This is a genomic window from Methylobacterium sp. Leaf93 (assembly GCF_001422345.1).
In the GTDB taxonomy this organism is placed as follows: domain Bacteria; phylum Pseudomonadota; class Alphaproteobacteria; order Rhizobiales; family Beijerinckiaceae; genus Methylobacterium; species Methylobacterium bullatum.
This window is the reverse complement of sequence record NZ_LMMS01000012.1, coordinates 389217-413947: the sequence shown is the minus strand read 5'-3', so window position 1 is coordinate 413947 and position 24731 is coordinate 389217. Positions and strand designations below refer to the sequence as shown.

The window sequence follows — 24731 nt, the reverse complement described above, 5'->3', positions numbered from 1 at the left end:
GGCCGCGGGGGCGTCTCAGCCGAGTCCGGCCAAGGCCAGCACGATGGCGAGGACGAGGGGGAGCGCCACCCCGGCGATCACGGTCTGGATGGCCGTGATCCCTGCCATCAGCGGCGCGTCCCCACCGAGCTGGCGCGACATGATGTAGGACGACGAGGCGGTCGGCAGGGTCTGGAACAGCAGGGCCGTCACCGCGGCCGGACCCTTGAGCCCCAAGGCGAGGCAGGCCGTCACGGTGGCGGCCGGCATGAGCCCGAACTTGATCAGGGACGCCACGGCGACCGGCCTGATCCAGCTTCGCGCCGATCCGAAATCGAGGGCGGCGCCGACACAGAGCAGACCCAGCGGCAGCGAGGCCTGACCCAGGGCCTTCAGCATCGGCTCGAGTCCCGGCGGCAGGCCGAGCCCGGAGGCCTGGAGCGCGATGCCGCCGAGGCTGCCGAGGACCAGCGGATTGAGGGCGATCTGCCGCGCGAGGCCGAGGGCCGAGGGGCGGCCCGCCGTGCCGAAGCGGGCGAAGACCAGAACGCAGAGGACGTTGACCGTTGGCACGATCGCGGCGTTCGCCACCGCCGCCAGCGCGATGCCCTGGGCGCCGTAGAGACCCGCCGCCGCCGAGACCCCCACATAGTTGTTGAACCGGACCCCTCCTTGGAACACGGAGGTGAAGGCCGGTCCACCGAAGCCGAGGCGCGGGCGTGCCGCCAGCACCAAGCCCGCCACCACAAGGGTCGAGAGGACCAGGACCAGGGCGAGCGCACCCACGGGCACGTCGGCGAGGCGCGCGGTGGCGAGGCTGTCCAGGAGAAGGCTCGGAAGCAGCACGTAGTAGGCCAGGCGTTCGGCCTGCGGCCAGAAGGTCTCGGCGAGAAAGCCGAGGCGGCGCAGGGCCGCGCCGAGCCCTATCAGGAGTGCGATCGGCACGAGGGCGGCGAGAAGCGTCAGGGTCATGGCGGCCGGATTACAGCGCTCCGCCCCCGCCGGATACGGCACCCTGCTGCCCTCACCTCGTGACGCTCCCCTTGCAACCCTTGCCGCGCGCCGCCAGAAGCCTCTCATGCTCCGCGTCAACGACCTCACCTACCGCATCGGCGAGCGCCTGATCCTCGACGGCGCCACCTTCGTCATTCCGGACCGGGCTCGCGTCGGGCTCGTGGGCCGCAATGGCGCGGGCAAGACGACGCTGTTCAAGGCGATCCTTGGCGAATTGCCCACCGAGGGTGGCACCGTGTCGATGCCCAAGGGCATGCGCATCGGCGCCGTGGCGCAGGAAGCTCCGGCCGGTCCGGAAACGCTGCATGCCGTGGTGCTCGCCGCCGATACCGAGCGAGCTCGCCTGATGGCGGAAGCGGAGCATGCCGACGGCCTGCGCCGGGCGGAGATCGAGACCCGGCTCGTGGACATCGAGGCGCATTCGGCGCCCGCCCGCGCCGCCGCCATCCTGCACGGCCTCGGCTTCGATGCCGAGGCGCAGGGGCGACCCTGCTCCGACTTCTCGGGGGGATGGCGCATGCGCGTGGCGTTGGCCGCCGTGCTGTTCTCCGAACCCGACCTGCTGCTCCTCGACGAGCCCACCAACTACCTCGATATCGAGGGCACGATCTGGCTTTACGACTATCTCGAGCGTTATCCGCGCACCGCCGTCATCATCTCCCACGACCGCGACCTGCTCGACGAATGCGTCGATCACATCCTCCATCTCGATCGCGGCAAGCTCTCCATCTATCGCGGCGGCTACACCTCCTTCGCCCGGCAGGTTGCCGAGAAGCGCGTGCTGCAGTCCAAGGCCAAGGCCAAGCAGGATGCGGAGCGGGCGCATCTCCAGAGCTTCGTCGACCGGTTCAAGGCCAAGGCGACGAAGGCGCGCCAGGCCCAGTCCCGCGTCAAGCGGCTGGCCAAGATGGAGATCATCGCCTCGGTGATCGAGGACGACGTGCCGGCCTTCCGCCTGCCGAGCCCGGAGCGGCCGCTGTCGCCGCCCATCGTCGCCATGGAGCGGGTGCAGGCGGGCTACCCCGACCGGATCGTGCTCTCGGGGCTCAACCTCAGCCTCGCGCCCGACGACCGGGTCGCGCTGCTGGGCGCCAACGGCAACGGCAAGTCCACCTTCTGCAAGCTCATCGGCGGGCGCTTAGCCCCGTTGAGCGGGGAAATGCGGCGTTCGGGCAAGATGGAGGTGGCCTATTTCGCCCAGCACCAGCTCGACGAGTTGCGCCCGGCCGAGAGCGCCTACGCCCATGTCCGCGACCTGATGCCGGACGTGCCGGAATCGAAGGCCCGCGCCGCCGCCGCCCGCCTCGGCTTCTCGGGGACCAAGTCGGAGACGCCAGTCTCGCAGCTCTCGGGCGGTGAGAAGGCACGCCTGCTCATGGGGCTGGCAGCCTTCAAGGGGCCGCATCTCCTCATCCTCGACGAGCCCACCAACCACCTCGACATCGAGAGCCGGCAGGCCCTGGTGGAGGCGATCAACGACTACGAGGGTGCCGTCATCCTGGTGAGCCACGACCGCTTCCTCGTGGAGGCCTGCGCCGACCGGCTCTGGCTCGTCTCGAACGGCAGCGTGAAGGCCTTCGATGGGGACATGGACGATTACCGCCGTTTCGTCCTCGCCGGTCCCGAACGTGAGACTCAGACGAGCGCGTCCGAGGCGACGGGCGGGGTGAAGGCGGTGGAGCGCCGCTCCAATGCCGACCGCCGCGTGGCTCTGGCTCCCCTGCGCAAGAAGCTGGAGGGAGTCGAGGCGCGGATGAAGAAGCTCACCGACGCCATGGCCAAGATCGACGCGGCGCTCGCCGACGGCACCGCCTTCCAGACCAACGCCGCCAAGGCCGGCGAACTCGCCAAGATGCGATCCGATGCGGCTGCCGCCCTGGAAGCGGCCGAGGAGGAATGGCTGGAACTCAGCGGCGAGATCGAGGGCGCGACGGCGTAACGAGGGGAAGGCCCGGATCAACCGGGGACGCTTCGCGTTTCCCGCAACACCCTCCCTAAGCCGGACGAGACGATGCCAGAACCGATCCGCCGCGACAGGTCCGCATCCCGCGTGAGCCTCGCCGCCAAGCTCGCCCTCCCGCCCCTCGGCGCGGCGGGCGCATGGATCGCATGGAGCCGGTTGGGGATCGACCACGATCAGACGCTGCATCCCGCCCTCCCGGGACGGCACGAGCGCCTGAAAACACCGGCCGGGGATATCGGCCTCTATGGATACGCCTCCGCGCCGGGCGTGCCGCTGCTGCTGATCCACTCGGTCAACGCGGCGGCCAATGCCTACGAGATCCGCCCTCTCTACCGGCACTATGCCGGTAGCCGCCCGGTCTACGCCCTCGACCTGCCGGGCTTCGGTTTCTCCGAGCGCAGCGACCGGGTCTACGCGCCCCGCCTGATGTCCGATGCGATCCGGGCCGTCACCGCCGAGATCCGTGCTCGGCATGGCGACGGACATATCGACGCCGTCGCCCTGTCCCTGTCCTGCGAGTACCTCGCCGCTGCCGCTCTCGAGGCGCCCGGCGATTATCGCAGCCTCGGTCTCGTCAGCCCCACCGGCTTCGATTCCCGCTTCGTCGGCCGGCATCGCGACCGGACCCGGCACGGCGGCGCCGTCGCCCGCGCCATGCTGAACGCACCGCTCTGGGGGGAGCCGCTGTTCGATCTCCTCGTGAGCCGGCCGAGCATGCGCTTCTTCCTGGAGAAGACCTGGGGCTCGAAGGACATCGACGAGGGCCTCCTCGCCTACGACCACGCCTCGGCGCATCGTCCGGGTGCGCGGCATGCGCCGTTCTCGTTCCTGTCCGGCGCCCTGTTTCCCGACGCGCCGGGCCGCCTCTACGAGTCGCTCACCCTCCCGGTCTGGATGATCCACGGGATGCGCGGCGATTTCGTCGATTACCGCCATGCCGACCGTGTCGCTGGCCGCCCGAACTGGACCGTCGACGTCCTGCCCACCGGGGCCTTTCCGCATTTCGAGGATCTGGGGGCGGTGACGCGGCGCTACGATGCGTTCCTGGCCGACCGCGACGGGTAGGGCCGGGGCTGGTCCGGCATCGACGGGCGGGGTACGTCCGGTATGACCCGTGAACTCATCCCTAGGTTAAGCCGATGCCCGACCTCACCCTCGCCGCCGCCCAAACCATCGTCGCCACCGCCCTCGAGACGGCGCGCTCGCACAGCCTGAAGCCCCTCGCGGTGGTGGTCTACGATGCGCGCGGAGCCCTGAAGGCGCTGGGCGCCGAGGACGGGACGTCCCTGCGCCGCGCGGAGGTCGCCATGGGCAAGGCCAATGGCTGCCTGGCGCTGGGCCTCGGCGGGCGCGCGATCCACAAGCGGGCCGAGGAGCAGGCCTATTTCGTCGCGGCCGTGAGCCATCTCGTCGGACCCGCCGCGCTGGTGCCGGTGCCGGGCGGCGTCCTGATCCGCGACGGCGATGCGGTCGTCGGCGCCGTGGGCATTTCGGGCGATACCTCCGACAACGACGAACTCTGCGCGCTCGCCGGGATCGAGGCGGCCGGCTTCACCGCGCAGACCGGCGCCTGAGCGCCGCCATGCGCATGGACCGGCGCGCCTGCCTTCTCGGTGGCGGCGCCCTGCTCGTGGCAGGAACCGGTCCGGCGCGTGCGGCGGCGTCGCCCGTCTACCGGCGCGGCAACGATGCCGATCCGGAAACCCTCGATCCGCACAAGTCCTCCACCGTGGCGGAGGCGCATATCCTGCGCGACCTCTACGAGGGGCTGCTGACCTACGACAATCACGGCGCCATCATCCCGGGTGCCGCGACGCATTGGACCGTCTCGGACGACGCCCTGACCTACACGTTCCACCTGCGCGAGGACGGGCGCTGGTCGAACGGCGACCCGGTCGTGGCGGCGGATTTCGTCTTCGGCCTGCGCCGGATCCTGCACCCCGCGACGGCGGCGAAATATGCCGAAGTGCTGTATCCGCTAAAGAACGCCCGCGCCGTGAACCAGGGCGAGGCCGCGCCGGAAACGCTTGGCGTGACGGCGCCGGAGGCGCGGATCCTCGTCGTCACCCTCGACCGGCCGACGCCCTACCTCCTCGAACTCCTCACCCACCAGACCTCCCTGCCGGTGCATCCGCCCTCGATCGCGCGTTTCGGTGATGCCTTCACCCGGCCGGGCAACCTCGTCAGCAACGGTGCCTACGCCCTCGTCGATTGGGTGCCGAACGACCGCATCACACTGACGCGAAACCAGTTTTTCCATGCGGCGGCCGGCGTCTCGATCGAGACCGTGGCCTTCCTGCCGACGCCCGACCTGTCCAGCGCGGTCCGCCGCTACGCCGCCAGCGAGATCGATTCCCTGGCCGACCTGCCGGGGGACCAGATGGCCTCGCTGAAGGAGAGGTTCGGCGATCAGGTCGTCCTCGGCCCGGCGCTCGGGCTCTATGCCCTGGCCGTCAACACCCGCAAGCCCCCGTTCGACGACGCCCGCCTGCGCCGGGCCCTGTCCCTGGTGATCGACCGGGAATTCCTGGCCGAGAGGCTGTGGGGCGAGACCATGGCGCCGGCCTATTCCCTGTGCCCGCCGGGCCTCGACAATTACCGCGCGCCGCCGGAACTCGAAGGCCGCAGCGCCCTGCCCATCGACCGCGAGGAGGAGGCGCGGTCACTCCTCGCCGAGGCCGGCTTCGGCCCGGGCGGCAAGCCCCTCCACATCGAGTATCGCTTCAACAGCACCGACAACAACCGCAACGCGGCGGTCGCTATCACCGACATGTGGCGGGGCATCGGCGTCGAGACGCGCCTCGTCTATACCGATGCCAAGACCCATTTCGCCCATCTGCGCGACGGCGGCGATTTCGACGTCGCCCGCATGTCCTGGTTCGCCGATTACTCCGATCCGCAGAACTTCCTGTTCCTGCTGGAGACCGGCAATGACGGGCTCAACCCCGGCCGTTACAGCAATCCGGCCTATGACGGGCTGATGCGCGAAGCGGCCGCCGAGCGCGATATCGCGGCACGTGCCGACATCCTGTTTCGCGCCGAGACGATCGTCCTGCGGGACCTACCCTGGATCCCGGTGCTCCATACCCGCTCGAAGGCGCTGATCTCGCCCCGTCTCACCGGCTACCATCCGAACCTGCGCAACGCATCGCCGACGCGCTTCCTGAGGCTCGAACCGTGAGGCCGGCGGCGGCATGATCGGTCTCATCCTGCGCCGCCTCGCCCAGGCGGTCCCGACCCTGTTCCTCGTGGTCACCGGCAGCTTCTTTCTGATCCGCCTCGCCCCCGGAGGGCCGTTCGACCTGGAACGTCCGCTGCCGCCGGCGGCGATGCGCAACCTCGCTGCCGTCTACGGCCTCGATCAACCGCTGATCGTTCAGTACGGGCGCTATCTCGGCGCGCTGATGCGGGGCGATCTCGGCCCGTCCTTCTCGTTCCGCGATCTCACCGTCGCGGATCTCTTCGCGCGCGGCCTGCCCGTCTCCATGACCCTGGGCGGCCTCGCCCTCGTCCTCGCGTTGGCCTGCGGGATCGGCCTGGGAAGCTGGGCCGCTCTCCGTCGCGGCGGATGGATCGACCGGGCCATCGGCCTTCTCGCCGGGATGACCCTGGCGGTGCCCAACTTCGTCGTGGCGCCGCTGCTTCAGATCGTGTTCGGGCTGACCCTGCGCTGGCTCCCCGTGGGAGGCTGGGAGGGCGGCGCGCCGTCGCATCTCGTGCTTCCTGTCCTCACCCTCGCCCTGCCGCAGGTCGGCGCCATCGCCCGCCTGACACGGGTCTCGCTCAACGAGACCCTGAACGCCCAGCCGGTCCGCACCATGCGCGCCATGGGCTTGCCGCCCCACCGCATCGCCCGCCACGCCCTGCGCGGGGCGCTGCTGCCCGTTGTGTCCGTCCTCGGACCGACCGCCGCCGCGCTGCTCACCGGCTCCGTTGTGGTGGAGACGATCTTCGGCCTGCCCGGTATCGGCCGCGCCTTCGTCGATGGGGCGCTCAACCGCGATTACACCCTGGTGATGGGGACCGTGGTGCTGGTGGCCGTGTTCGTCACCCTCCTCAACATCGTCGCCGACATCGTCTGCGCCCTCCTCGATCCGCGCCTGAGGACGGCCCAATGAGGCGCGCATGATGAGGCACGCTTGGACCCGGTTCGCGCGCAATCGCGGCGCCCTCGCCGCCTTCCTGCTTCTCATCGCGATGACGCTCGCCTGTCTCGTCGGGCCGCGTCTCACCGGCCACGAGCCGGGGCGGATCTACCCCGACCTCGTGCGCACCGCGCCGGGCCTCGCCGCCCATCCCGAGCCCGACGAGATCGCCCCCGCCCTCACGCGCCTCGCCTTCCGCATGCGGCTCTCGGTCTCGGACATCGCGGTCACCGGCGACACGGTCCGCATGGTGTTTTCGGGGATCTCCAAGCCCGACGATGCCAAGTCCTTCGAGACTAAGCCCATCGACGAACGGGTTTTGGTCTACCTGCCCCGCTCGGACCTGTTCGGCCCCGCCTCCATCGTCGAGCGCCGGGACGGGGGGCGCCGCCTCGTGGTGGAGGCTCCTCTGCGGCGTCTGCGCTTTCTCATGGGCACCGACATGCTGGGGCGGGACGTCCTCACGCGGAGCCTCGTGGCCGGGCGTGTCTCCCTCCTCATCGGGGCCGTCGCCACGGCCGTGGCGCTCCTCATCGGGATCGCCTACGGAGCGCTCGCCGGCTATCTCGGCGGCGCGGTCGACGCGGTGATGATGCGTGTCGTCGACATGCTTTACGCCCTGCCCTTCGTCTTCTTCGTGATCATGCTGCTGGTGTTCTTCCGCTCCGGGCTGGGGCTCATCCTGGTGGCCATCGGCGCGGTGGAATGGCTCGACATGGCCCGCCTCGTCCGTGCTCAGACCCTCTCCCTGCGGCATCGCGATTTCGTTCGCGCCGCCGAGGCCCTTGGCTTGTCCACGGCGGCGATCCTGCGCCGGCACATCGTCCCGAACACCCTCGGTCCCGTCACGGTGGCGGCGACCCTCCTCGTGCCCAAGGTGATCCTGCTGGAGAGCTTTCTGTCGTTCCTCGGCCTCGGGGTGCAGGAACCGGCCACGAGCTGGGGCGCGCTCATCGCGGAGGGCGCGCGCGCCCTTGAATCCGCCCCGTGGATGCTCGCCGGACCCGCGGCCTTCCTCGTCTCGACCCTGGTGGCCCTCAACGTCCTCGGTGACGGCCTCGGCGACGCCCTCGATCCGCGGATCGCCGGGAGATGACGGCCTGAGGGCCGTGGCCCTACAGGATACACGCATTTGCTCGACAGCCGTTCCCTCGATTCAAAAGGGTTCGGCATGAGGCGCAGCGGAACTCCCTCTTCTTCCAGGAGAGGGGACCCGTGGTGCCCGCCAGATGTGTGAATGCCGTAGGCCGCGGCCCGACCGAACCGGTATGGATCCCGCCGACCTCGAATGGGCATCGACCCTATGCTCCCGAGGGTCGGCTATGCCACCGATCTCAGGTCGGCGATGTCCGCCGTGAAGGTGTGGATGCAGTTGCGTCCCCGCGATTTCGCCTCGTAGAGGGCACGGTCCGCGCGCTCGATGGTGTGGTCGATGTCCTTGTCGGACGAGTCCGCCTCGGCGATGCCGATGCTGATCGTCGCCAGAAGGCGATTGTTGTCGGGCTCGAACACGGTGCTGGCCACGCTCTGGCGAATGCGCTCCGCGATCAGCGCCGCGCCGACGGCGCTGCTGTCGCCGAGCAGGACGATGAACTCCTCGCCGCCGAAGCGCGCGACCTTGTCCGTCGTCCTGATGGTGTCGCTGATGATGGAGCCGACCTTGCGGATGACCACGTCGCCCGCCGGGTGGCCGTAACGGTCGTTGACCCGCTTGAAATGGTCGATGTCGATCATCAGCACCGCGATGGGGCGGCGGTAGAGCTTGAAGGCGTTCAAGGCTTCCTTCGCGAGGGGAAGGAACGCGCGCCGGTTGAGGAGGCCCGTGAGAGCGTCCTTGTTGGCGATGAGCTGCAGGGCGTGGAGGTCGTCGCCGATGCGCCTGACCCGGTCCTGCGCGGCCTGCACCGCCCGGGACGCTTCGGTCTCGACGTCTCGCGCATCGGACTCGGCGGTGCCGATCCGTCTCAGCAGCGACCTGACGGCGGCGGACAGGCGCAGCACCTCGGGCGAGCCATGGACCCGCTCCGTCATCGTCGCATTCGGCTCGCGGCCGATCCGGTCCACCGCATCCGTGAGGTTCACGAGCGGGCGGCTCAGGCGCGTCACCACCAGGAAGATGCCGAGAACGCCCACCGCACCCGCGCCGAGGCCGATCAGGGTGATGAGGAGGGTCAGGCGATTGGCTCCCGCGAGCGCCGTATCCTCCGGCTGGAGGGCGACCACGATCCAGCCGAGACCGCTGTAGTCGCCCCGGCCGCGGGTGGCCGACACGGCGGCGAGCCGTTTGCCGTCCGGGCCGCTCGCGATGAAATGTCCCGCCGCGAGATCGGCGGGGGAGTAGGGTGTCGTCCCGAGGTCCGGCCCGAGGAGCACGCGGCCGGTCCGGTCGAGGACGACGATCTCCTCCTTCAGCTCCGGCCTGCGCGAGGACAGGACTTCCCGTCGCACCACGTCCGCCCAGCTCCAGCTGAGATGGCTTCCCAGGACGCCGATGATCCGGCCCGACGCATCGGTGACGGGAGATGCGAAATCGACGAAGCGGAACGGGGTCTTGTCCCCGCTGGGCTTGAGCAGGCTCTGCAGCAAGGCCGCGACGTGAACGTCCTCGGCGACCGCGCCCTTCATCCCATCGATGAACCAGGGACGCTGGCCGACATTCGCGCCTTCCAGGATGCCGCCGGTCGCCGCGCGGACTTTCCCGGTCTCGTCGGCAAAGCCGATCCAGGCATAGTCCGGAAGGGTTTTCTGCATCGTCTGCAGCACCTTGCGCAGACTTCCGGTCTCTTCCATCCAGTGGGGCTGGAGCGGATCGAGGGCCGCCACGTTGCGAATCTCGCGCAGGCGCTCCGCCATGTCCTGGTCCAGGCGATCGGCGACGGAGCGGGCCACCTGCAGCAGGGCGTTCTGGGCCATATCGGTGGCTTGCCCGCGCGCCAGGAGCGCGGAGCCCAATGTGCTCGCGGCTACGATGGACAGGCCGACCGCACCGGCGAACAAGCTGATCTGGTGCCGCAGGGATATCTTGTCGGCGAGCCGTCCCAGCATCGATCCTGACCCTCAATCAGACCCGACCCTGCAACTCATAGGCTTGCGGGAACGTCAATCCATAGAGTCAATTTTTCGTATAAATGGCAGTTGTCGCATATCGGACATAGACGATGGGATGGTCCATTCGGCGGTGGTCGAGCATTGCAGGGCGACTGCAGTCACACTTTAATCTATTGACGATGATACTATCAGTATATTTGCAATATGTAATCTTTAGGATGCTATTTTCATCATAGGTTTATCTAGGATGCAGTTGCTTCTATCTATATGTCCGCATTCATATGTAAATCGCTCGCATTAAGGCAATGTAGGGCAGATAATATGAGTCATTCAACAGCATCAATATTTTGATTATTGAGTTTGTTTCATTATTTACCGTTGTCCCGGTCGTATTACGCTGTAGTGGCGAGCCGCCATTGAGTCGCGCGAACCAGTCGCTCTTTGCCGGGCGGAGCGGCCGCCGAATGGTCGACCCAAGGTGGAGGCTCGTATCCGCGCCGTCGGCGCGCGCCTGCGCGGCCGGGCCGGATGCTCACCGGTCGGCCAGGAGGCCGGGATAGACCACCCGCACCGTGCGCCGCTCCGCCGGGATGTCGGCGCTCGGGCGGTCCTTGATCGCCGCACCGGTACTTCCCGTCGTCGTCACGTCGGCGGGGCGCAGGCGCCAGCCTTCGGCGCCGCGCGGCGGCCTGTGTGACGCCTCATTGGCGCGCAGCGGCGGCGGCGCGAGCGCGGCACCCGTAAGCACCGTGGTGGCGAGGATGGCGGAGAGGAGGCGGGGATTCATCGGTCGAGGCACCCGGAGACGCATGCTCCGAGTGAAGCGTGAACAGGTAAAGACGCCGACGGAACCGCGAGGCTTGGCCGTTCATTGCCAACAACATTCGTGTCCGAGAGTTAACGAGGCGTCGATGACGAGTATGGTCGAGGCAAAGCCGGGCTCCGCCCCGCCGGAGCGGGTTCCGATGGGCACGGTGATCGACACCGATATTTCCGCTCGTCTCGACCGGCTGCCCTGGGGACGCTTCCACATCCTCGTCATCGTGGCGCTGGGCATCACCTGGGTGCTCGACGGCCTCGAAGTCACCCTGGCGGGCTCCCTCGTGGGCGCCCTGCGGGCCGAGCCCATGAGCTTCACCGAGTTCGATATCGGCCTGGCGGCGAGTTCCTATCTCGTCGGCGCGGTGGTGGGCGCGCTCGGCTTCGGCTGGCTCACCGACCGGATCGGCCGCAAGAAGCTGTTCTTCATCACCCTGGCCCTGTACCTCGCCGCCACCGCGGCCACCGGCCTGTCCTGGAACATCTACAGCTTCTGCATCTTCCGGTTCCTCACCGGCGCGGGCATCGGCGGCGAATACACCGCCATCAACTCCACCATCCAGGAACTCGTCCCGGCCCGTGTGCGCGGCTGGACCGACCTCGTCATCAACGGGTCGTTCTGGATCGGGGCGGCCTTGGGCTCCTTCCTCTCCATCGCCGTGCTGCGCCCCGGCATGATCGACCCGGCCTGGGGTTGGCGCATCGCCTTCTTCGTCGGCGGCGGCATCGGCCTCGTGATCCTGCTGCTGCGGACATGGATCCCCGAGAGCCCGCGCTGGCTCGCCACCCACGGCTACGTCGCCGAGGCGGACCGGGTCGTCACCAGCATCGAGAAGCGTTTCACCGACGAGGGCATCACCCTGCCGCCGGTGGACGAATCCAAGCGGATGAAGCTGCGGACCCGCAGCCACACGCCGCTCAAGGAAGTCTTCGGCACCATGCTGGTCGGCTATCGCAAGCAGACCCTGGTGGGCCTCGCCCTGATGATCGCGCAGGCGTTCTTCTACAACGCGCTGTTCTTCACCTACGCCCTCGTGCTCCAGCGCTTCTACGGGGTGTCGGGGGACCATGTCGGCTGGTACCTGCTGCCCTTCGCGCTGGGCTCCTTCCTCGGCCCGCTGCTGCTCGGCCGGCTGTTCGACACGATCGGCCGCCGCCAGATGATCGCCTTCACCTACGGCATCTCGGCGGTGCTGCTCACCATCACCGGCTACCTGTTCAAGATCGAGGTGTTCGGTCCCGTGGGCCAGACGGCGGCCTGGATGGTGGTGTTCTTCTTCGCCTCCGCCGCCGCGAGCGCCGCCTACCTCACCGTGGCCGAGACCTTCCCGCTGGAGATCCGGGCGCTCGCCATCGCGGTGTTCTATGCGCTGGGCACCGGCATCGGCGGCGTCTCCGGCCCGCTCCTGTTCGGTGCCCTGGTGGAGACGGGGTCCCGCGACAACGTGCTGATCGGCTACGGCATCGGTGCCGCGCTGATGCTGACCGCCGCCATCGTCGGCGGCATCTGGGGCACGGCCGCAGAGGGCAAGTCCCTGGAAGATGTCTCGAAGCCGCTGGCGGCGGCCTGACGGCCGGGCGGTTCCGAGGCGCTCCCAAATGCCTCAGAACCGCTCCACCCATGGTCGCAGCGCGACCTCGGAGGTCCAGGCGCTGCGATCCTGCCGCAGGACGTCCCAATAGGCCGAGGCGATGGCGTCGGGATCGAGCAGGCTGTCGGGGGCATCCGCCGGCTCCGGGCGGGAGGCGCTGCGGATCCCGCCGTCGATGACGAAATGGGCGACATGGATGCCCTTCGGGTGGAGTTCCCGCGCGAGGCTCTGCGACAGGCCGCGTAAGCCGAACTTGCCCATGGCGAAGGCGGCGGATTCGGCATAGCCCTTCACGCTGGCCGACGCCCCCGTGAACAGGATGGCCCCGTGGCGACCCGGCAGCATGCGTCTTGCTGCGGCCTGGGCCACGAGGAAACCGCCATAGGCCGAGACCATCAGGGCGTGACGCACCGCGTCCGGGTCGAGATCGGCGACGGGGCCGCGCAACCGGCCGCTGGCATTGTAGATCACCACGTCGGGCGGGCCGCCCAGGGCCGGTTCCATCCGGGCGAACAGTGCCTCCACCTCCGACGGGTCGACGGCATCGCAGGAATGCAGGGCGGCGCCGGTCTCGGCCGCCAGTTCTTCGAGCTTGCCGATGGAGCGCGAGGCGAGGCCGAGGCGAAGGCCTTCGCGGGACAGGCGGCGCGCCAGCGAGGCGCTCAGGCCTTCGCCGGCGCCGACGATGAGGGCACGCTGGTAGGTCGGGACCATGGGGCATCTCCGGATGGCGAGGGTCTGTTGCCGAACGTCCCAGGGCCTAGGAAGGCTCCTGGCTTCAGCCCTCCCGCCGATCGCGAAAAAAATCGCGCAGGAGCGTGGCGGCCTCCGCCTCGCGCAAGCCGCCATAGACCTCCGGCGCATGGTGGCAGGTGGGCTGGTTGAACACCCGTGGCCCGTGTTCCACTCCGCCGCCCTTCGGATCGAGGGCCGCGAAATAGACCCGACGGATGCGCGCGAACGAGATGGCGCCGGCGCACATCGGACAGGGCTCCAGGGTGACGTAGAGGTCGCAGCCGATGAGGCGCTCGTCGTCGATGGCGGCGCAGGCGGCGCGGATCGCCAGGATCTCCGCATGGGCGGTGGGATCGCGCAGCGCGCGGGGGCGATTATGGGCGACGCCGAGGATCGCGCCGTCCCGCACGATCACGGCCCCCACCGGCACCTCTCCTTCGTCGGCCGCGCGGCGGGCGGCATCGAAGGCGAGGCTCAGAGGGTCGGTGGCCGTGCTGGGGGAGAAGGGGGCATTCACTGTCGTCGAACCCAAGATCTGTCTTCATCGAGAAACCCGGCGGGTCGAGATCCCGTGATGGCCCGGCAGGAACATCGCGGCGATGGAGCCGTTTCCTTCCCGACGCGGCAAGGCCGCAGGATCTTTTCAGGAGCAGACGATGAGCAGCACCACCGACAAGATCAAGGGTCTCGCCAACGAAGCCGTCGGCAACGTGAAGCAGGGCATCGGCAACGCCACGGACAACGACAAGCTCAAGGCCGAGGGCAAGGCCCAGGAACTGAAGGGCGAAGCCCAGAAGACCGTCGGCGATGCCAAGGACGGCGTCAAGAACGCCGCCGACACGGTGAAGAGCAAGCTCTGAGCTTCGGCACCGGACATTAGAGAAGGCGGCCGGGAGGCCGCCTTTTTCGTATGCGGCTGCAACGCCCCCTTGCGCGGCGGGCGGGCCGCTCCACGCGCAATCGCTCGCAACCTCGCCTCCGCTCTGTTATGGGGCTCGGATGAGCGACAAGACAGACGAACAGACGGGCGGGTCCGAGGACGCGCCCGAGACCAACAACGTTTCCGGCGAGGTGTGGTCCCCGGCCACCGATGCGGGTGTGCCCGGCCCGTCCGCCGAAGAGCAGCCGGCCCCGCGCCGGGCCGCGCCCCCCAGGGGCGGCGACGCCCCCCTGCGCCGCAAGGCGGCGTTGCCGCGGCCGGCGGCGAAGGCCGCTGATGCGGGTGCCACCGGTGACTCCGATTCGGCGACGCCCGAGGGCGACCGTATCGCCAAGGCCATCGCGCGCGCCGGCATCGCGTCCCGCCGCGACGTCGAGGCGATGATCGCCGAGGGCCGCGTCACCCTCAACGGCAAGGTTCTGACCTCGCCGGCGATCAACGTGACGGATGCGGATGAGATCACCGTCGACGGTGAGCCCCTGCCCGCCCGCGAGCGGACCCGGCTGTGGATCTATCACAAGCCGCGGGGCCTCGTGACCACGGCCCGCGATCCGGAAGGGCGCCAGACCGTCTTCGAGGCCCTGCCCGAAGATCTGCCGCGCGTCGTCGCCATCGGGCGTCTCGACATCAACACCGAAGGCCTGCTGCTGCTCACCAACGATGGCGGCCTCGCCAAGGTGATCGCCCATCCCGATACCGGATGGCTGCGGCGCTACCGCGTCCGCGCGCATGGCGACACGACTCAGGCCGAGCTCGACAAGCTGCGCAAGGGCGTCACCATCGACGGCATGGATTACGGCCCGGTGGATGCGGTCCTCGACCGGGCCTCGGGCGACAACCTCTGGCTGACGCTGGGCCTGCGCGAGGGCAAGAACCGCGAGGTCAAGCGCATCCTCGAACATCTGGGTCTGGCCGTGAACCGGCTGATCCGCCTGTCCTTCGGCCCGTTCCAGCTCGGCGACCTCGAAGTCGGACTGGTGGAAGAGATCCGCACCAAGGTGCTGAAGGAGCAGCTCGGGCCGACCCTCGCAGACCAGGCCGGCGTCGATTTCACCAGCCCCAACCGTGAGCCCATCGCCCCGTTCGGTTCGCCGAAGGCCGCTCAGCAGCAGGCGAAGCAGCCCGCCCGCAGCGCCTCGGCGGCCGCGGCCAGGAGCGCCGGGCGCAGCTACGACGACGCCCCGCGCGGCGGTGACCGTGGTGGCGACCGCGACCGTGGCGGCGACCGCCCCCTGCGCAGGCCCGCCGAACCCGCACGAGTTCCCACCGGCGGCAACAGTGCCGGTCCCCGCCGCTCGGTCTGGCGCGCCGAAGAGGCCGCGCCGCAGGAGGACGGGGCTCGCCGGGTCAAGATCCCCCGTCGTGGCGCCGATCCCAAGGCCGAGCGTGAGGCCTCCGCCGCCCGAGGCCGCGAGCGCGTCGGCGCGATCAACACCGGCGAGCGCCGGGTTCTGGTGGAGCGCCTGAAGGCGAGCCCGCAGGAGCCGGCCCCCGAGCCGCATCGCCGCGACCGGGGTGCCCGGCGTGACGAGACGGGCGCCGCCGAGCGCCCGGTGCGGACGCTGCGCCAATCCGATGCCAAGGCGGCCCGCCGCGAGGAGGCCGATGCCCGGCCGCCGCAGCGTCGGTTCGACGGCGATGCAAGACCTCCGCGAAGCGATGCAAGACCTCCGCGCCGGGACGATGCTCCGCGCGGCGGTTTCGGGCGGCCCGATGGCGCCGAGCGGCGCGGTCCGCCCCGTGGCGGCGACGAGCGCCCCCGCAGTTTCAAGCCGCGCGACGGCGGCGGCTTCAACGACCGCGCGGAACGTCCGGCCTTCAATCGCGGCGAGCCGCGTGGGGACAAGCCGGCGGGATTCCGCGGTGATAAGCCGGCCTTCAATCGTGGCGGCGACGATCGTCCCGGCGGCGGCCGGCCGGGCGGCTTCAAGGGAGCGGGCTTCAAGGGCCGCTCCGACGACCGCCAGGGCGGCGACCGTGACATCGGCGCCGAACGCTCGGGCGCCGATCGCGGCGGCTTCCGCCCAGGCGGCAAGCCCGGCGGGTTCGGCAAGCCCGGCGGATCGGGCAGGCCCGCCGGGGCCGGCAGGCCGGGCGGCTTCAAGGCCGGTGGTTCGTCCCGTCCAGGCGGTTCGGCCAAACCCGGTGGGTTCGGCAATCGTGGCGGTGGCGCGGGCGGCAAGCCCGGTGGCGGGGGCGGACGTCCGCCCCGCGGCGGCTCGCGGTGAGGATCGTCGGCGGCGACCTGCGTGGACGCCGCCTCGCCACCCCGAAATCGGACGCGATCCGGCCGACCTCGGACCGCCTGCGCGAGGCGCTCTTCAACGTTCTCGCCCATGCCTATGACGACGCGGTGGCCGGTGCGCGGGTTCTCGATCTCTTCGCCGGAACCGGGGCGCTGAGCTTCGAGGCCCTGTCCCGCGAGGCGAGCTACGCCCTCCTGGTGGACGAGGGCGCCGAAGCGCGGGGTCTGATCCGCGAGAACATCGATGCGTTGGGCTGCGCCGGCAAGACGCGGCTGTTTCGCCGCGATGCGACCAAGCTCGGCCCGGCCGGCACCAGCGGGACCTTCACTCTCGTCTTCTGCGATCCCCCCTACAACCGGGACCTCGCACCGGCCGCTCTCGCCAGCGCGTCCCATGGCGGGTGGCTCGCCCCCGGTGCCCTGGTGGTGGTCGAAGAGGCGGCGGGCGCCAATGTCGCGCTGCCGCCCGGCTTCACCGAATTGGAGCGGCGGGTCTACGGCGACACCGCCCTGGCCTTCGCGCGCTTCCAGGTCTGACGCGTCGACCCTGCGACCCCGGCGCGCGCCGGGAACCCCGGGGCATCGCCGCAGCGTTGCTCCGCCATGCTCCTCGATGACGCCACACGCGATTCCGTCACGGTCGAACCGGCGAAGGCCGGGCCGGTGAAGCGTGCGCGCGACTCGCGGCTATGGCGGCCCCGCCGTGTCCTGGTGACGCCGGCGGCCCTGGACCATGCCCATGGCCGCGCGATGCTGGCGCGGGCCGAGGCGCTCGGTCTCCCGGTGGAGCGCCTGACAAGCAACCGCCTCACCGGCCTGCGCGATGACGATCCGCGCCGCGCCTATCGCGAGGCTAAGGCGACCCTCGCCATCGTGGCCGCGCCCCCGAGCAGGCTGCGGCTGCAGCCGATCCCGCCCAGTGCCGACTGGCGCTTCGATCTCGCCGAGGGCTGCCCGGCCCATTGTCAGTATTGCTACCTCGCCGGCTCCCTGTCCGGCCCGCCGGTGACGCGGGCCTATGCCAATCTCGATGCGATCCTCGGGAACCTGCCGGCCTATCTCGGCGAGGGCGGCGTCACCTCGGCCCAGGCCGGCCGGGTCGATGAGGGCACCACCTTCGAGGCCTCGTGCTACACCGACCCCCTCGGTATCGAGCACCTGACCGGCTCGCTCTCGGCGGCGATCACGCATTTCGGCGCCTGGGACGCGGCGGTGCAATTGCGGTTCACGACGAAATTCGCCGCCGTCGAGCCGCTTCTCGCGCTCCCCCATCGCGGCCGGACCCGCGTGCGATTCTCCCTCAACGCGCGTCCCGCCGCGCGCTACGAGGGCGGCACCGCCAGTCTCGACGCCCGCCTGCAGGCGCTCGGCGCCATGGCGCGGGCCGGCTACCCGGTGGGGCTCACCATCGCGCCGATCATCGCGGTCCCGGATTGGCCGGATGCCTATGGGGGGCTCCTGCGGGAGGTGGCGTAGGCGCTGTCCGGCGTGCCCGACCCCGACCTCACGGTGGAACTCATCACGCACCGGTTCACGCCGGGGTCGAAGGACGTTCTCCAGGGCTGGTATCCCGGCTCCGACCTGCCGATGCGCGAGGACGAGCGCAGTCGCAAACTCACCAAGTTCGGTTCGGTGAAGTATGTCTATCCCCGCGATCTGATGCGGACGATGCGGGAGACGATCACCGCCGCCGTCGCGCGCGAACTCCCCTTCGCCCGGATCCTCTACTGGACCTGATCGGCCGATCCGCCCAAGGCTCGGCTTGCGAACGTCCCCGTATCAGCCCGGACCCGCCTTGCCGTCTGCATCGAAACGTCTCCGCGCGGCCTGGATCGTGGGCAGGTTCGCGAAGGCCCAGGAGCCGAGCGCCTGGACCGGCACTTGCAGCGAGCGGCCGAGCTCGGTGAGTTCGTAATCCACGCGGGGTGGGATCGTCGGCGTGACCGTGCGCAACACGAGGCCGTCTCGCTCCAGGCCGCGCAGGGTGAAGGTGAGCATCCGCTGCGAGATGCCGCCGATGATCCGCTTCAATTCGTTGAAGCGTCGGGGGCCGTCCGTGAGCGTCATCACCACGAGGATGCTCCACTTGTCGCCGACCCGCGCCAGCACCGTACCGACCACCCGGCAATCGCCGGGGCGGTGAATGGGCTGTGCCTCGGTTACCTCCGTGTGTCCGGGTTCCACGAATGTGCCTCCTTGCGCGAGCAACGCTCCGGTACTCTATAGCGCCTCGGTATCATTCTGATACCGAGGATCGAACATGAATCTTCTGCACATCGACAGCAGCATCCTGGGCGAGCATTCCGTCAGCCGCGCCGTCTCGGCCGCCATCGTCGCCCGTCTCCAGGCGGGGGCACCGGACCTCGAGACGACTTATCGCGATCTGGCCGCCACGCCGATCCCCCACCTCTCGGGGGCCTATCTCGCGGGCCATCAGCCCAATGCCACCAACACGCCCGACATCCAGAACGACGTCGCGCTCGGCCGCACGGTCCTGGCCGAATTCCTGGCCGCCGACATCGTGGTGATCGGCGCGCCGCTCTACAATTTCACGATCTCGTCCCTGCTCAAGGCCTGGATCGACCGTATTCTCGTGGCCGGCCAGACCTTCAAATACACCGAGAACGGCGCCGTCGGCCTCGTGCCCGAGAAGCGCGTCATCGTGGCCGTGGCGCGTGGCGGTCTCTACGGTCCGGGTTCGGCCGCCGCCTCGGCGGAGCATGCCGAGACCTATCTGCGGGTCGTCCTCGGCTTCATCGGCGTCACCAACCCGGAATTCATCGTCGCCGAGGGGATCGCCCTCGGTCCGGAAGCCCGCGAGAAGGCCCTCGCTGGGGCGCTCGAAGCCGCCTCCGCGCTGCCTGTCGCTTAGCGCCGGCCGAACAGCCGCTCGATGTCGTGGAGCTTCAGTTCCACGAAGGTCGGGCGGCCGTGGTTGCAGGTGCCGGCGAAGGGGGTCGCCTCCATCTCGCGCAGGAGCGCGTTCATCTCCTCGGGGCGCAGGCGCCGGCCGGCGCGGATCGAACCGTGGCAGCTCATGCGCGAGAGGATCGCGTCGAGGCGCCGCCCGAGGGGGCCGCCCTCGGTGCCGTCCGCACTCCCCTCCTCCAGTCCGCTCTCGTCGAGGGCGTCGAGGATGTCCTCCAGAAGACGGCGAGTGGACGAATCGGCCAGCGCCACGGGAACTTCGCGCACGAGGACGGCGCCGGTGCCGAAGGCCTCCAGCGTCAGGCCGAGACGGTCGAGATCCGGGGCGGCGGCAACGAGGCGTTCGGCATCCTGGGGCGCCATCTCCACCACGTCGGGGATCAGGAGTCCCTGGCGGGCGATGCCGCCGGCGGCGCGTTCGCGCTTTAGCCGCTCGTAGACGAGGCGTTCATGCGCCGCGTGCTGGTCGACGAGGACGATCCCGGCGCGGGTCTGGGCGACGATGTAGGTCTCGTGAAGCTGGGCGCGGGCGGCACCCAGCGGGTGATCGTCCGGCAGGGGCTCCACCTCCGGCTCGCGGATATCGGCGCCCGGCGGCGCGAGATCGCCGGAGAACAGCGCCTGCCCGGCCTCCTCGAACCCTGCCTCCTCGAATCCTGCTTCGGACCGATCGAACGCTGCCTGCGGGGCCTCGAACAGACCTCCGCGCGCACCGAACGACGATGACGGCCCGAGGCCGGCGGGTGCGCCGAACGAGGGCAGGCCCGGCGGAAGCGCCGCCCTGCCCGACCAGGCGCCGCGACCCGAATGCGCCTGCATCGCCGGTCGCATCGTCGGTGAGGGATGACTAGGACGCAGGGCGTCGATGGTCCGGGCGGCCCCCGTGCTGGCATTGCGCGCTCCCACCTGCCGCAGGGTCTCGTGGATGGCGCTGACGATGAGGGCGCGCACGAGGCCCGGCTCGCGGAAGCGCACCTCGGTCTTGGCGGGATGGACGTTCACGTCGACGAGGGCGGGATCGCAGGTGATGGCGAGGCCGAGCACCGGATGACGGTCCGAACTCATCGTGTCGGCATAGGCCCCGCGCACGGCGCCCAGGAGCAGGCGGTCGCGCACCGGGCGGCCGTTGACCGTGAAGTGGATCTGGTTGCCCGCCCCGCGATGGTAGCTCGGCAGGCCGATATGGCCGGACAGGGCGAAGCCCTCCCGCGCCATGTGGAGGGGGGCCGAACTCGCGCCGAAATCCGGCCCCAGCACCGCCGTGAGCCGGCGCAGATCGGCGTCGTCGCCGGTCTCGGCGGAAAAGACCAGGGGGCTGCCGCTCTCGGAGCGGAGGGCGAAGCGGATCCGCGGCTGCGCCACGGCGAGACGCCGCAACCCATCGGCGATGGCCAGCGCCTCGGCGCGGTCGGATTTCAGGAATTTCAGCCGCGCCGGCGTCGCCGAGAACAGGTCGGTGACCTCGATCCGCGTGCCGCGCGGGCTCGGAGCGGGGCGGACCTCGCCCTTGATCCCGGCATCGACCACCAGGGTCGATCCGGTCTCGGCCTCGGCCGTGCGGCTGGTGAGGGAGAGGCGGGCCACAGCCCCGATGGAGGGCAGCGCCTCGCCGCGAAAGCCGAGGGAATCGATGCGGGTCAGGTCGCCGCCGGGAAGTTTCGAGGTGGCGTGACGCTCCACCGCGAGGGTGAGATCGTCGGCGCTCATGCCGGCGCCGTCATCCACCACCCGGATCAGCCGGCGGCCTCCCGCCTCGATCGTCACCTCGATGCTGGTGGCGCCCGCATCGATGGCGTTCTCCACCAATTCCTTCACGGCGGAGGCCGGGCGCTCCACCACCTCGCCCGCGGCGATGCGGTCGACGAGGATCGGGTCGAGGCGGCGGACGGGGCGGAGCACGGGCGGCATTCCCCCCACCATAGGCGAGGGCGAAGCCGCCTCAAAGCGCCGCCCGCGTCATCGCGGTGGGCAGGGCGCGGTCAAAAGAAGGGAAAGGCGAGGCCCCGTCCGGCCTGGACCCAGGCGGTCGCGATGACAATGCAGAGGAGGCAGGCCGCCAGCGTCACGAGCAGCTGTCGCCGAGGTAGGCCAAAGGCGATGAAGCCGGCGGCTGCGAGCGGCAGGATCTGTTCCCCATGCATGCCGAGGAAATGCGCGATCCTCAGATCGCCGCCCGCCCGGTTCCAGCCGAGCAGGGGCAGGCTCGCACCGGTCGGGCCGACCGCATGGCCGTGGTTGACGCTGAGGGCGATGCCGGTGGCGGCCCCGAGGATCACCGTGGTCGCGAGGCCGAGAATCACGGCCAGGCGCAGGCTCGGTTCGAGGCCGAGGCGCGGCCGGGCCGCCACCGCGATGGCCAGGGGAATCTTGGCCGCGAGCAGGGTCAGCGCCATGATCCCCATTAGGGCGTAAAGGGCGGCGTGAAGCGGATCGCCGTCGTTGAAATGCGAGGCCTCGGCCCGTGCCGCCTGCACGGTGATGTAGCCGAGCTCGAACCCGCCGGCGACGACGAGCAGGAGCCGGCCGATCCGCAGCGAGCGGGAACGACGCCGATCCGGCCGGACGTAGCCGGTCAACCAAGCGAAGGTCAGGGCGTACAGGCCGACCGAGACGAAGAACTTCGCGGGCTTCGCCCAGACGAAGGCGCCATCGATGAGCCGTCCATCGACGAGGGGGAGTGCCAGGGTGACGGCGCCGGTCAGCAGGCAGGCGAGGCCGAAGGCGGTGAGGACGGGATCGTCCGCGCGGAGCCGGGCGAGTGCCGTGGGGCGGGGAGCGTCTCCGACGAGGGCGGGCGCGATCATGGCCGGGTCTCCAGGCCGAGCCTGCCGGTGCTCAATCCGATGACGAGGGCGAGGAGGAGACCGGCCGGGCCGACCAGGAAGGTGAGGACGAGACAGGGCAGGAGCAACAGAGGCGAGATCCCCGCCCCGATCCCGGCGCGAGCGATCCAGGTCCCGACGAAGAGGTCGAAGGCCAGATAATGGATCCAGCCGGCGGTGAGCGCATGGTCGTCGGCGAATAGGGAACGCACCGCCTCGATGGAGTCGAAGCCGCCCTTCGCTCCGCCTGCCAATCCTGCCGCCAGGGCACCGAGATAGGCCACCGCAAGGAGCGCCGGCAGGACGAGGCCGGTGCCGATCCAAGTAGCTCTTCGGAGACGGGGAGCGAACAGCGCGATGGCGAGGGCGATCCAGCCCAGCAGGGCGATCGTGCTGCAGAGGGAGAACAGGCTGGCTGCCAGGATCACGTCTTGCCCATCCTTATCTTGACATCGTATATATCGAGCATGAGCGCGCATCTTGACACTGTCAAGTCATCGAAGGACGTCGGAGCCGCAGAGGCCTCGCCCTACCATCACGGCGATCTGCGGTCCGCCCTGATCCGGGCGACGACGGCCATCCTGCGGGAGCGCGGGATCGACGGGTTCTCCCTGAGGGAGGCGGCGCGGCGGGCGGGCGTTTCGCCGGCGGCCCCGCAGCATCATTTCGGCGACGCGCGCGGACTTCTCACCGCCGTGGCGACGGAGGGGTTCCGGATGCTGGGCGACGCGCTGGCCGCCGCCGATTCCGCCGCGACCGACCGAGACGGGCGCATCCGCGGCCAGGGCCGGGCCTATATCGGCTTCGCCCTGGCTTATCCGGCCGAGTTCGACACGATGTGGCGTTGCGCGCGGATCGATACGGGCGACACGGCCTATCGTGCTGCGGCCGGTCGCGCCTTCGGGCTCCTGAAAGCGGCGGTGGCCGGAACCCCTTTCGAGGATGACGGGCTTCCGGCGGCGTCCAATCCCGCCGCTCCGGACCCGAGGGCCGTCGCCTGCTGGTCCCTGGTCCATGGTCTCGCCCGGCTTGCTCTCGACGGAGCGCTGGGGCCGGCCGAGGCCGCACGCGGCGCCGTCGATGCGATGCTGGAGCCTGTCCTCGACTGCCTGACGGTGTGACGCCGGGACGAGCCGGCCCAACGCCTGCTCTCATCGCGAGGCCGGGAGCGGATACGCTCCGGATCTTGCCGGGTTAGGGCCCGTCGTCAGGCGACCCCGGCCCGCAGCAGGTCGTGATAATGGACGAGGCCCACGGGGCGCTCGTTCTCGACGACGATGAGTGAGGTGATCTTCATCGATTCCTGGATTTCCAGGGCCTTGGCGAGAAGGGTCTCCGGGCTCACGGTGCGCGGCCGGACGCTCATCAGCGCCTCGACCACGAGGCTGTCGAGATCGGCCCTGAACACGTTGCGGCGCAGGTCGCCGTCGGTGAGGATACCGGCGAGGCGGCCGTCTTCTTCCACCACCACCACCGATCCGAAGCCCTTGGCGTCGATCTCGGCGATGGCGGCCCGCATACCCGTGCCGCGCCGGACCACCGGCAGCTGGTCGCCCGCATGCATCACCTCGCGGACCTGCCGGAGCGAGGCCCCCAGGCGTCCGCCGGGATGGTAGATGCCGAATTCGCGGGCTGAGAAGCCGCGGGCCTCGAGTAAAGCGATGGCGAGGGCGTCGCCCAAAGCGAGCTGCATCGCCGTCGAAGTCGTCGGCGCGAGCCCGTTTGGGCAGGCCTCGCGGGCCTTGGGCAGGGTGAGGCAGATATCGGCCTCACGCCCCAGGGTCGAGCCGGCATTCGCCGTGATGGCGATGAGGCCGACCCGATAGCGCCGCGCATAGCCGATGATGTTGGCGAGTTCCGTGGTCTCGCCCGACCAGGACAGGGCGACGACGACGTCCTCCGGCTGGATCATGCCGAGATCGCCATGGCTTGCCTCGGCCGGATGGACATAAAGCGCCGGTGTGCCGGTGGAGGCCATGGTCGCGGCGATCTTGCGGCCGACATGGCCCGATTTGCCCATGCCGGTGAGGATGGCGCGGCCCTTGGCGGCGGAGATGCGGGCGACGGCGTCCGAGAAGGCCGTGCCGAGCCCGTTGCCGATGGCCTCCATCAGGCAGTGCAGGCCCTCGCACTCGGTTTCGATGGTGCGCAGGGCCGAGGCGATGGCGGGCGCATGGCCGGCATCGGGGGGCGACATCCGCTTCTCCGCTGCAGCACCGCCCATCACAATCCCCGTCTTCGCCGGCGCGCGCGGCGCCATGACGTGCCGCCTATGCAAGGCGAATGTGGTCGGATGGGGGCTTGGGCGCGTGGGACGCGGCGCACCGGTATCGGCGGCGGCGTGGCGGAGACCAGGGTATTGGGGGTGGGCGGCAGGAATCCCAGGCCGCCCGGTGGACGGAACTATACTACGCCGATGCTGAAAAATTTCCGATCGCAACAAGTGATCGTTAACCCTTCGGCTGGAATGTCAAATCCCAAGTAAAGGCTGATCGTCGCGA

Annotated in this window: 22 protein-coding genes and 1 pseudogene; 13 read left to right on the top strand and 10 right to left on the bottom strand. The window is 69.8% G+C overall.

Translation table 11 applies throughout. The annotated features are described in order from the left end of the window. Positions 1–15: 15 nt before the first annotated feature. On the bottom strand, positions 16–951 hold the full coding sequence (locus tag ASF26_RS10505; protein ID WP_056253062.1) for an AEC family transporter: 936 nt from the start codon (positions 949–951) through the stop codon (positions 16–18). 106 nt (positions 952–1057) lie between these two features. On the opposite strand from ASF26_RS10505, the gene ASF26_RS10500 reads away from it, so the two are divergent. The 6 genes from ASF26_RS10500 to ASF26_RS10475 all read left to right on the top strand — a co-directional run bounded on the left by ASF26_RS10500 (position 1058) and on the right by ASF26_RS10475 (position 8197). Continuing rightward, the gene (locus ASF26_RS10500) at positions 1058–2932 is read left to right on the top strand and encodes an ABC-F family ATP-binding cassette domain-containing protein (protein ID WP_056253058.1); all 1875 of its coding nucleotides are present in this window, start codon (positions 1058–1060) and stop codon (positions 2930–2932) included. A gap of 72 nt (positions 2933–3004) precedes the next feature. Further along, positions 3005–4021, top strand: a complete 1017-nt coding sequence (locus tag ASF26_RS10495) for an alpha/beta hydrolase (RefSeq protein ID WP_056253055.1) — start codon at positions 3005–3007, stop codon at positions 4019–4021. A 74-nt stretch (positions 4022–4095) separates the two neighbouring features. Then, complete coding sequence (locus tag ASF26_RS10490) at positions 4096–4530, top strand: heme-binding protein (RefSeq protein ID WP_056253052.1); 435 nt, start codon at positions 4096–4098, stop codon at positions 4528–4530. An 8-nt stretch (positions 4531–4538) separates the two neighbouring features. Further along, positions 4539–6137, top strand: a complete 1599-nt coding sequence (locus ASF26_RS10485; RefSeq protein WP_056253050.1) for a peptide ABC transporter substrate-binding protein — start codon at positions 4539–4541, stop codon at positions 6135–6137. Positions 6138–6150: 13 nt separating this feature from the next. Next, positions 6151–7074, top strand: a complete 924-nt coding sequence (locus ASF26_RS10480) for an ABC transporter permease subunit (RefSeq protein ID WP_056253047.1) — start codon at positions 6151–6153, stop codon at positions 7072–7074. A 10-nt stretch (positions 7075–7084) separates the two neighbouring features. Then, the gene (locus ASF26_RS10475; RefSeq protein ID WP_056253440.1) at positions 7085–8197 is read left to right on the top strand and encodes an ABC transporter permease; all 1113 of its coding nucleotides are present in this window, start codon (positions 7085–7087) and stop codon (positions 8195–8197) included. A gap of 224 nt (positions 8198–8421) precedes the next feature. Here the strand turns inward: ASF26_RS10475 and ASF26_RS10470 are convergent, their stop codons facing one another. After that, positions 8422–10146 (bottom strand): sensor domain-containing diguanylate cyclase, encoded by a 1725-nt coding sequence (locus tag ASF26_RS10470; protein ID WP_018043191.1) that lies wholly within the window; start codon positions 10144–10146, stop codon positions 8422–8424. A gap of 535 nt (positions 10147–10681) precedes the next feature. Beyond that, entirely contained in the window at positions 10682–10936 is a 255-nt protein-coding gene (locus ASF26_RS10465) for a hypothetical protein (protein ID WP_056149030.1), read from the bottom strand. A gap of 124 nt (positions 10937–11060) precedes the next feature. On the opposite strand from ASF26_RS10465, the gene ASF26_RS10460 reads away from it, so the two are divergent. Next, a complete protein-coding gene (locus ASF26_RS10460) occupies positions 11061–12539 on the top strand; it encodes an MFS transporter (RefSeq protein ID WP_056253043.1) in 1479 nt (492 codons plus the stop codon). Between the two features lie 33 nt (positions 12540–12572). On the opposite strand, the gene ASF26_RS10455 is transcribed toward ASF26_RS10460, so the two are convergent. Next, positions 12573–13274, bottom strand: coding sequence for an SDR family NAD(P)-dependent oxidoreductase (locus ASF26_RS10455; RefSeq protein ID WP_056253040.1), 702 nt, complete (start codon positions 13272–13274; stop codon positions 12573–12575). 64 nt (positions 13275–13338) lie between these two features. Next, complete coding sequence (locus ASF26_RS10450; protein ID WP_056253037.1) at positions 13339–13812, bottom strand: nucleoside deaminase; 474 nt, start codon at positions 13810–13812, stop codon at positions 13339–13341. 139 nt (positions 13813–13951) lie between these two features. On the opposite strand from ASF26_RS10450, the gene ASF26_RS10445 reads away from it, so the two are divergent. From ASF26_RS10445 to ASF26_RS10430, 4 genes and pseudogenes are all read left to right on the top strand, one after another. Next, positions 13952–14155, top strand: a complete 204-nt coding sequence (locus tag ASF26_RS10445) for a CsbD family protein (protein ID WP_026175827.1) — start codon at positions 13952–13954, stop codon at positions 14153–14155. A 139-nt stretch (positions 14156–14294) separates the two neighbouring features. After that, a complete protein-coding gene (locus ASF26_RS10440; RefSeq protein WP_156462942.1) occupies positions 14295–16463 on the top strand; it encodes a pseudouridine synthase in 2169 nt (722 codons plus the stop codon). Then, a complete protein-coding gene (rsmD, locus tag ASF26_RS10435; protein WP_056253031.1) occupies positions 16460–17017 on the top strand; it encodes a 16S rRNA (guanine(966)-N(2))-methyltransferase RsmD in 558 nt (185 codons plus the stop codon). Before ASF26_RS10440 ends, rsmD begins: the two co-directional genes overlap by 4 nt. A gap of 66 nt (positions 17018–17083) precedes the next feature. Further along, positions 17084–18217, top strand: a pseudogene (locus ASF26_RS10430) (spore photoproduct lyase family protein). A 42-nt stretch (positions 18218–18259) separates the two neighbouring features. Here ASF26_RS10430 and ASF26_RS10425 read toward each other — a convergent pair. Beyond that, the gene (locus ASF26_RS10425) at positions 18260–18664 is read right to left on the bottom strand and encodes a helix-turn-helix domain-containing protein (protein ID WP_056253436.1); all 405 of its coding nucleotides are present in this window, start codon (positions 18662–18664) and stop codon (positions 18260–18262) included. A 76-nt stretch (positions 18665–18740) separates the two neighbouring features. On the opposite strand from ASF26_RS10425, the gene ASF26_RS10420 reads away from it, so the two are divergent. Beyond that, entirely contained in the window at positions 18741–19352 is a 612-nt protein-coding gene (locus ASF26_RS10420; RefSeq protein WP_056253029.1) for an FMN-dependent NADH-azoreductase, read from the top strand. Here ASF26_RS10420 and mutL read toward each other — a convergent pair. From mutL to ASF26_RS10405, 3 genes are all read right to left on the bottom strand, one after another. Then, on the bottom strand, positions 19349–21316 hold the full coding sequence (mutL, locus tag ASF26_RS10415) for a DNA mismatch repair endonuclease MutL (RefSeq protein ID WP_056253026.1): 1968 nt from the start codon (positions 21314–21316) through the stop codon (positions 19349–19351). The genes ASF26_RS10420 and mutL overlap by 4 nt on opposite strands. Before the next feature lie 71 nt (positions 21317–21387). Then, positions 21388–22212: a hypothetical protein gene (locus ASF26_RS10410; protein WP_056253020.1), complete on the bottom strand. Its 825-nt coding sequence runs from the start codon at positions 22210–22212 to the stop codon at positions 21388–21390. Further along, positions 22209–22658 (bottom strand): abscisic acid-deficient protein Aba4 family protein, encoded by a 450-nt coding sequence (locus tag ASF26_RS10405; protein WP_056253017.1) that lies wholly within the window; start codon positions 22656–22658, stop codon positions 22209–22211. The genes ASF26_RS10410 and ASF26_RS10405 overlap by 4 nt, the downstream gene beginning before the upstream one ends. Positions 22659–22697: 39 nt before the next feature. Here ASF26_RS10405 and ASF26_RS10400 point away from each other — a divergent pair, with 39 nt between their 5' ends. Next, complete coding sequence (locus ASF26_RS10400) at positions 22698–23351, top strand: TetR/AcrR family transcriptional regulator (RefSeq protein ID WP_056253014.1); 654 nt, start codon at positions 22698–22700, stop codon at positions 23349–23351. Positions 23352–23437: 86 nt separating this feature from the next. On the opposite strand, the gene ASF26_RS10395 is transcribed toward ASF26_RS10400, so the two are convergent. After that, positions 23438–24427, bottom strand: a complete 990-nt coding sequence (locus tag ASF26_RS10395; protein ID WP_200925906.1) for a KpsF/GutQ family sugar-phosphate isomerase — start codon at positions 24425–24427, stop codon at positions 23438–23440. Between the last annotated feature and the right edge of the window lie 304 nt (positions 24428–24731).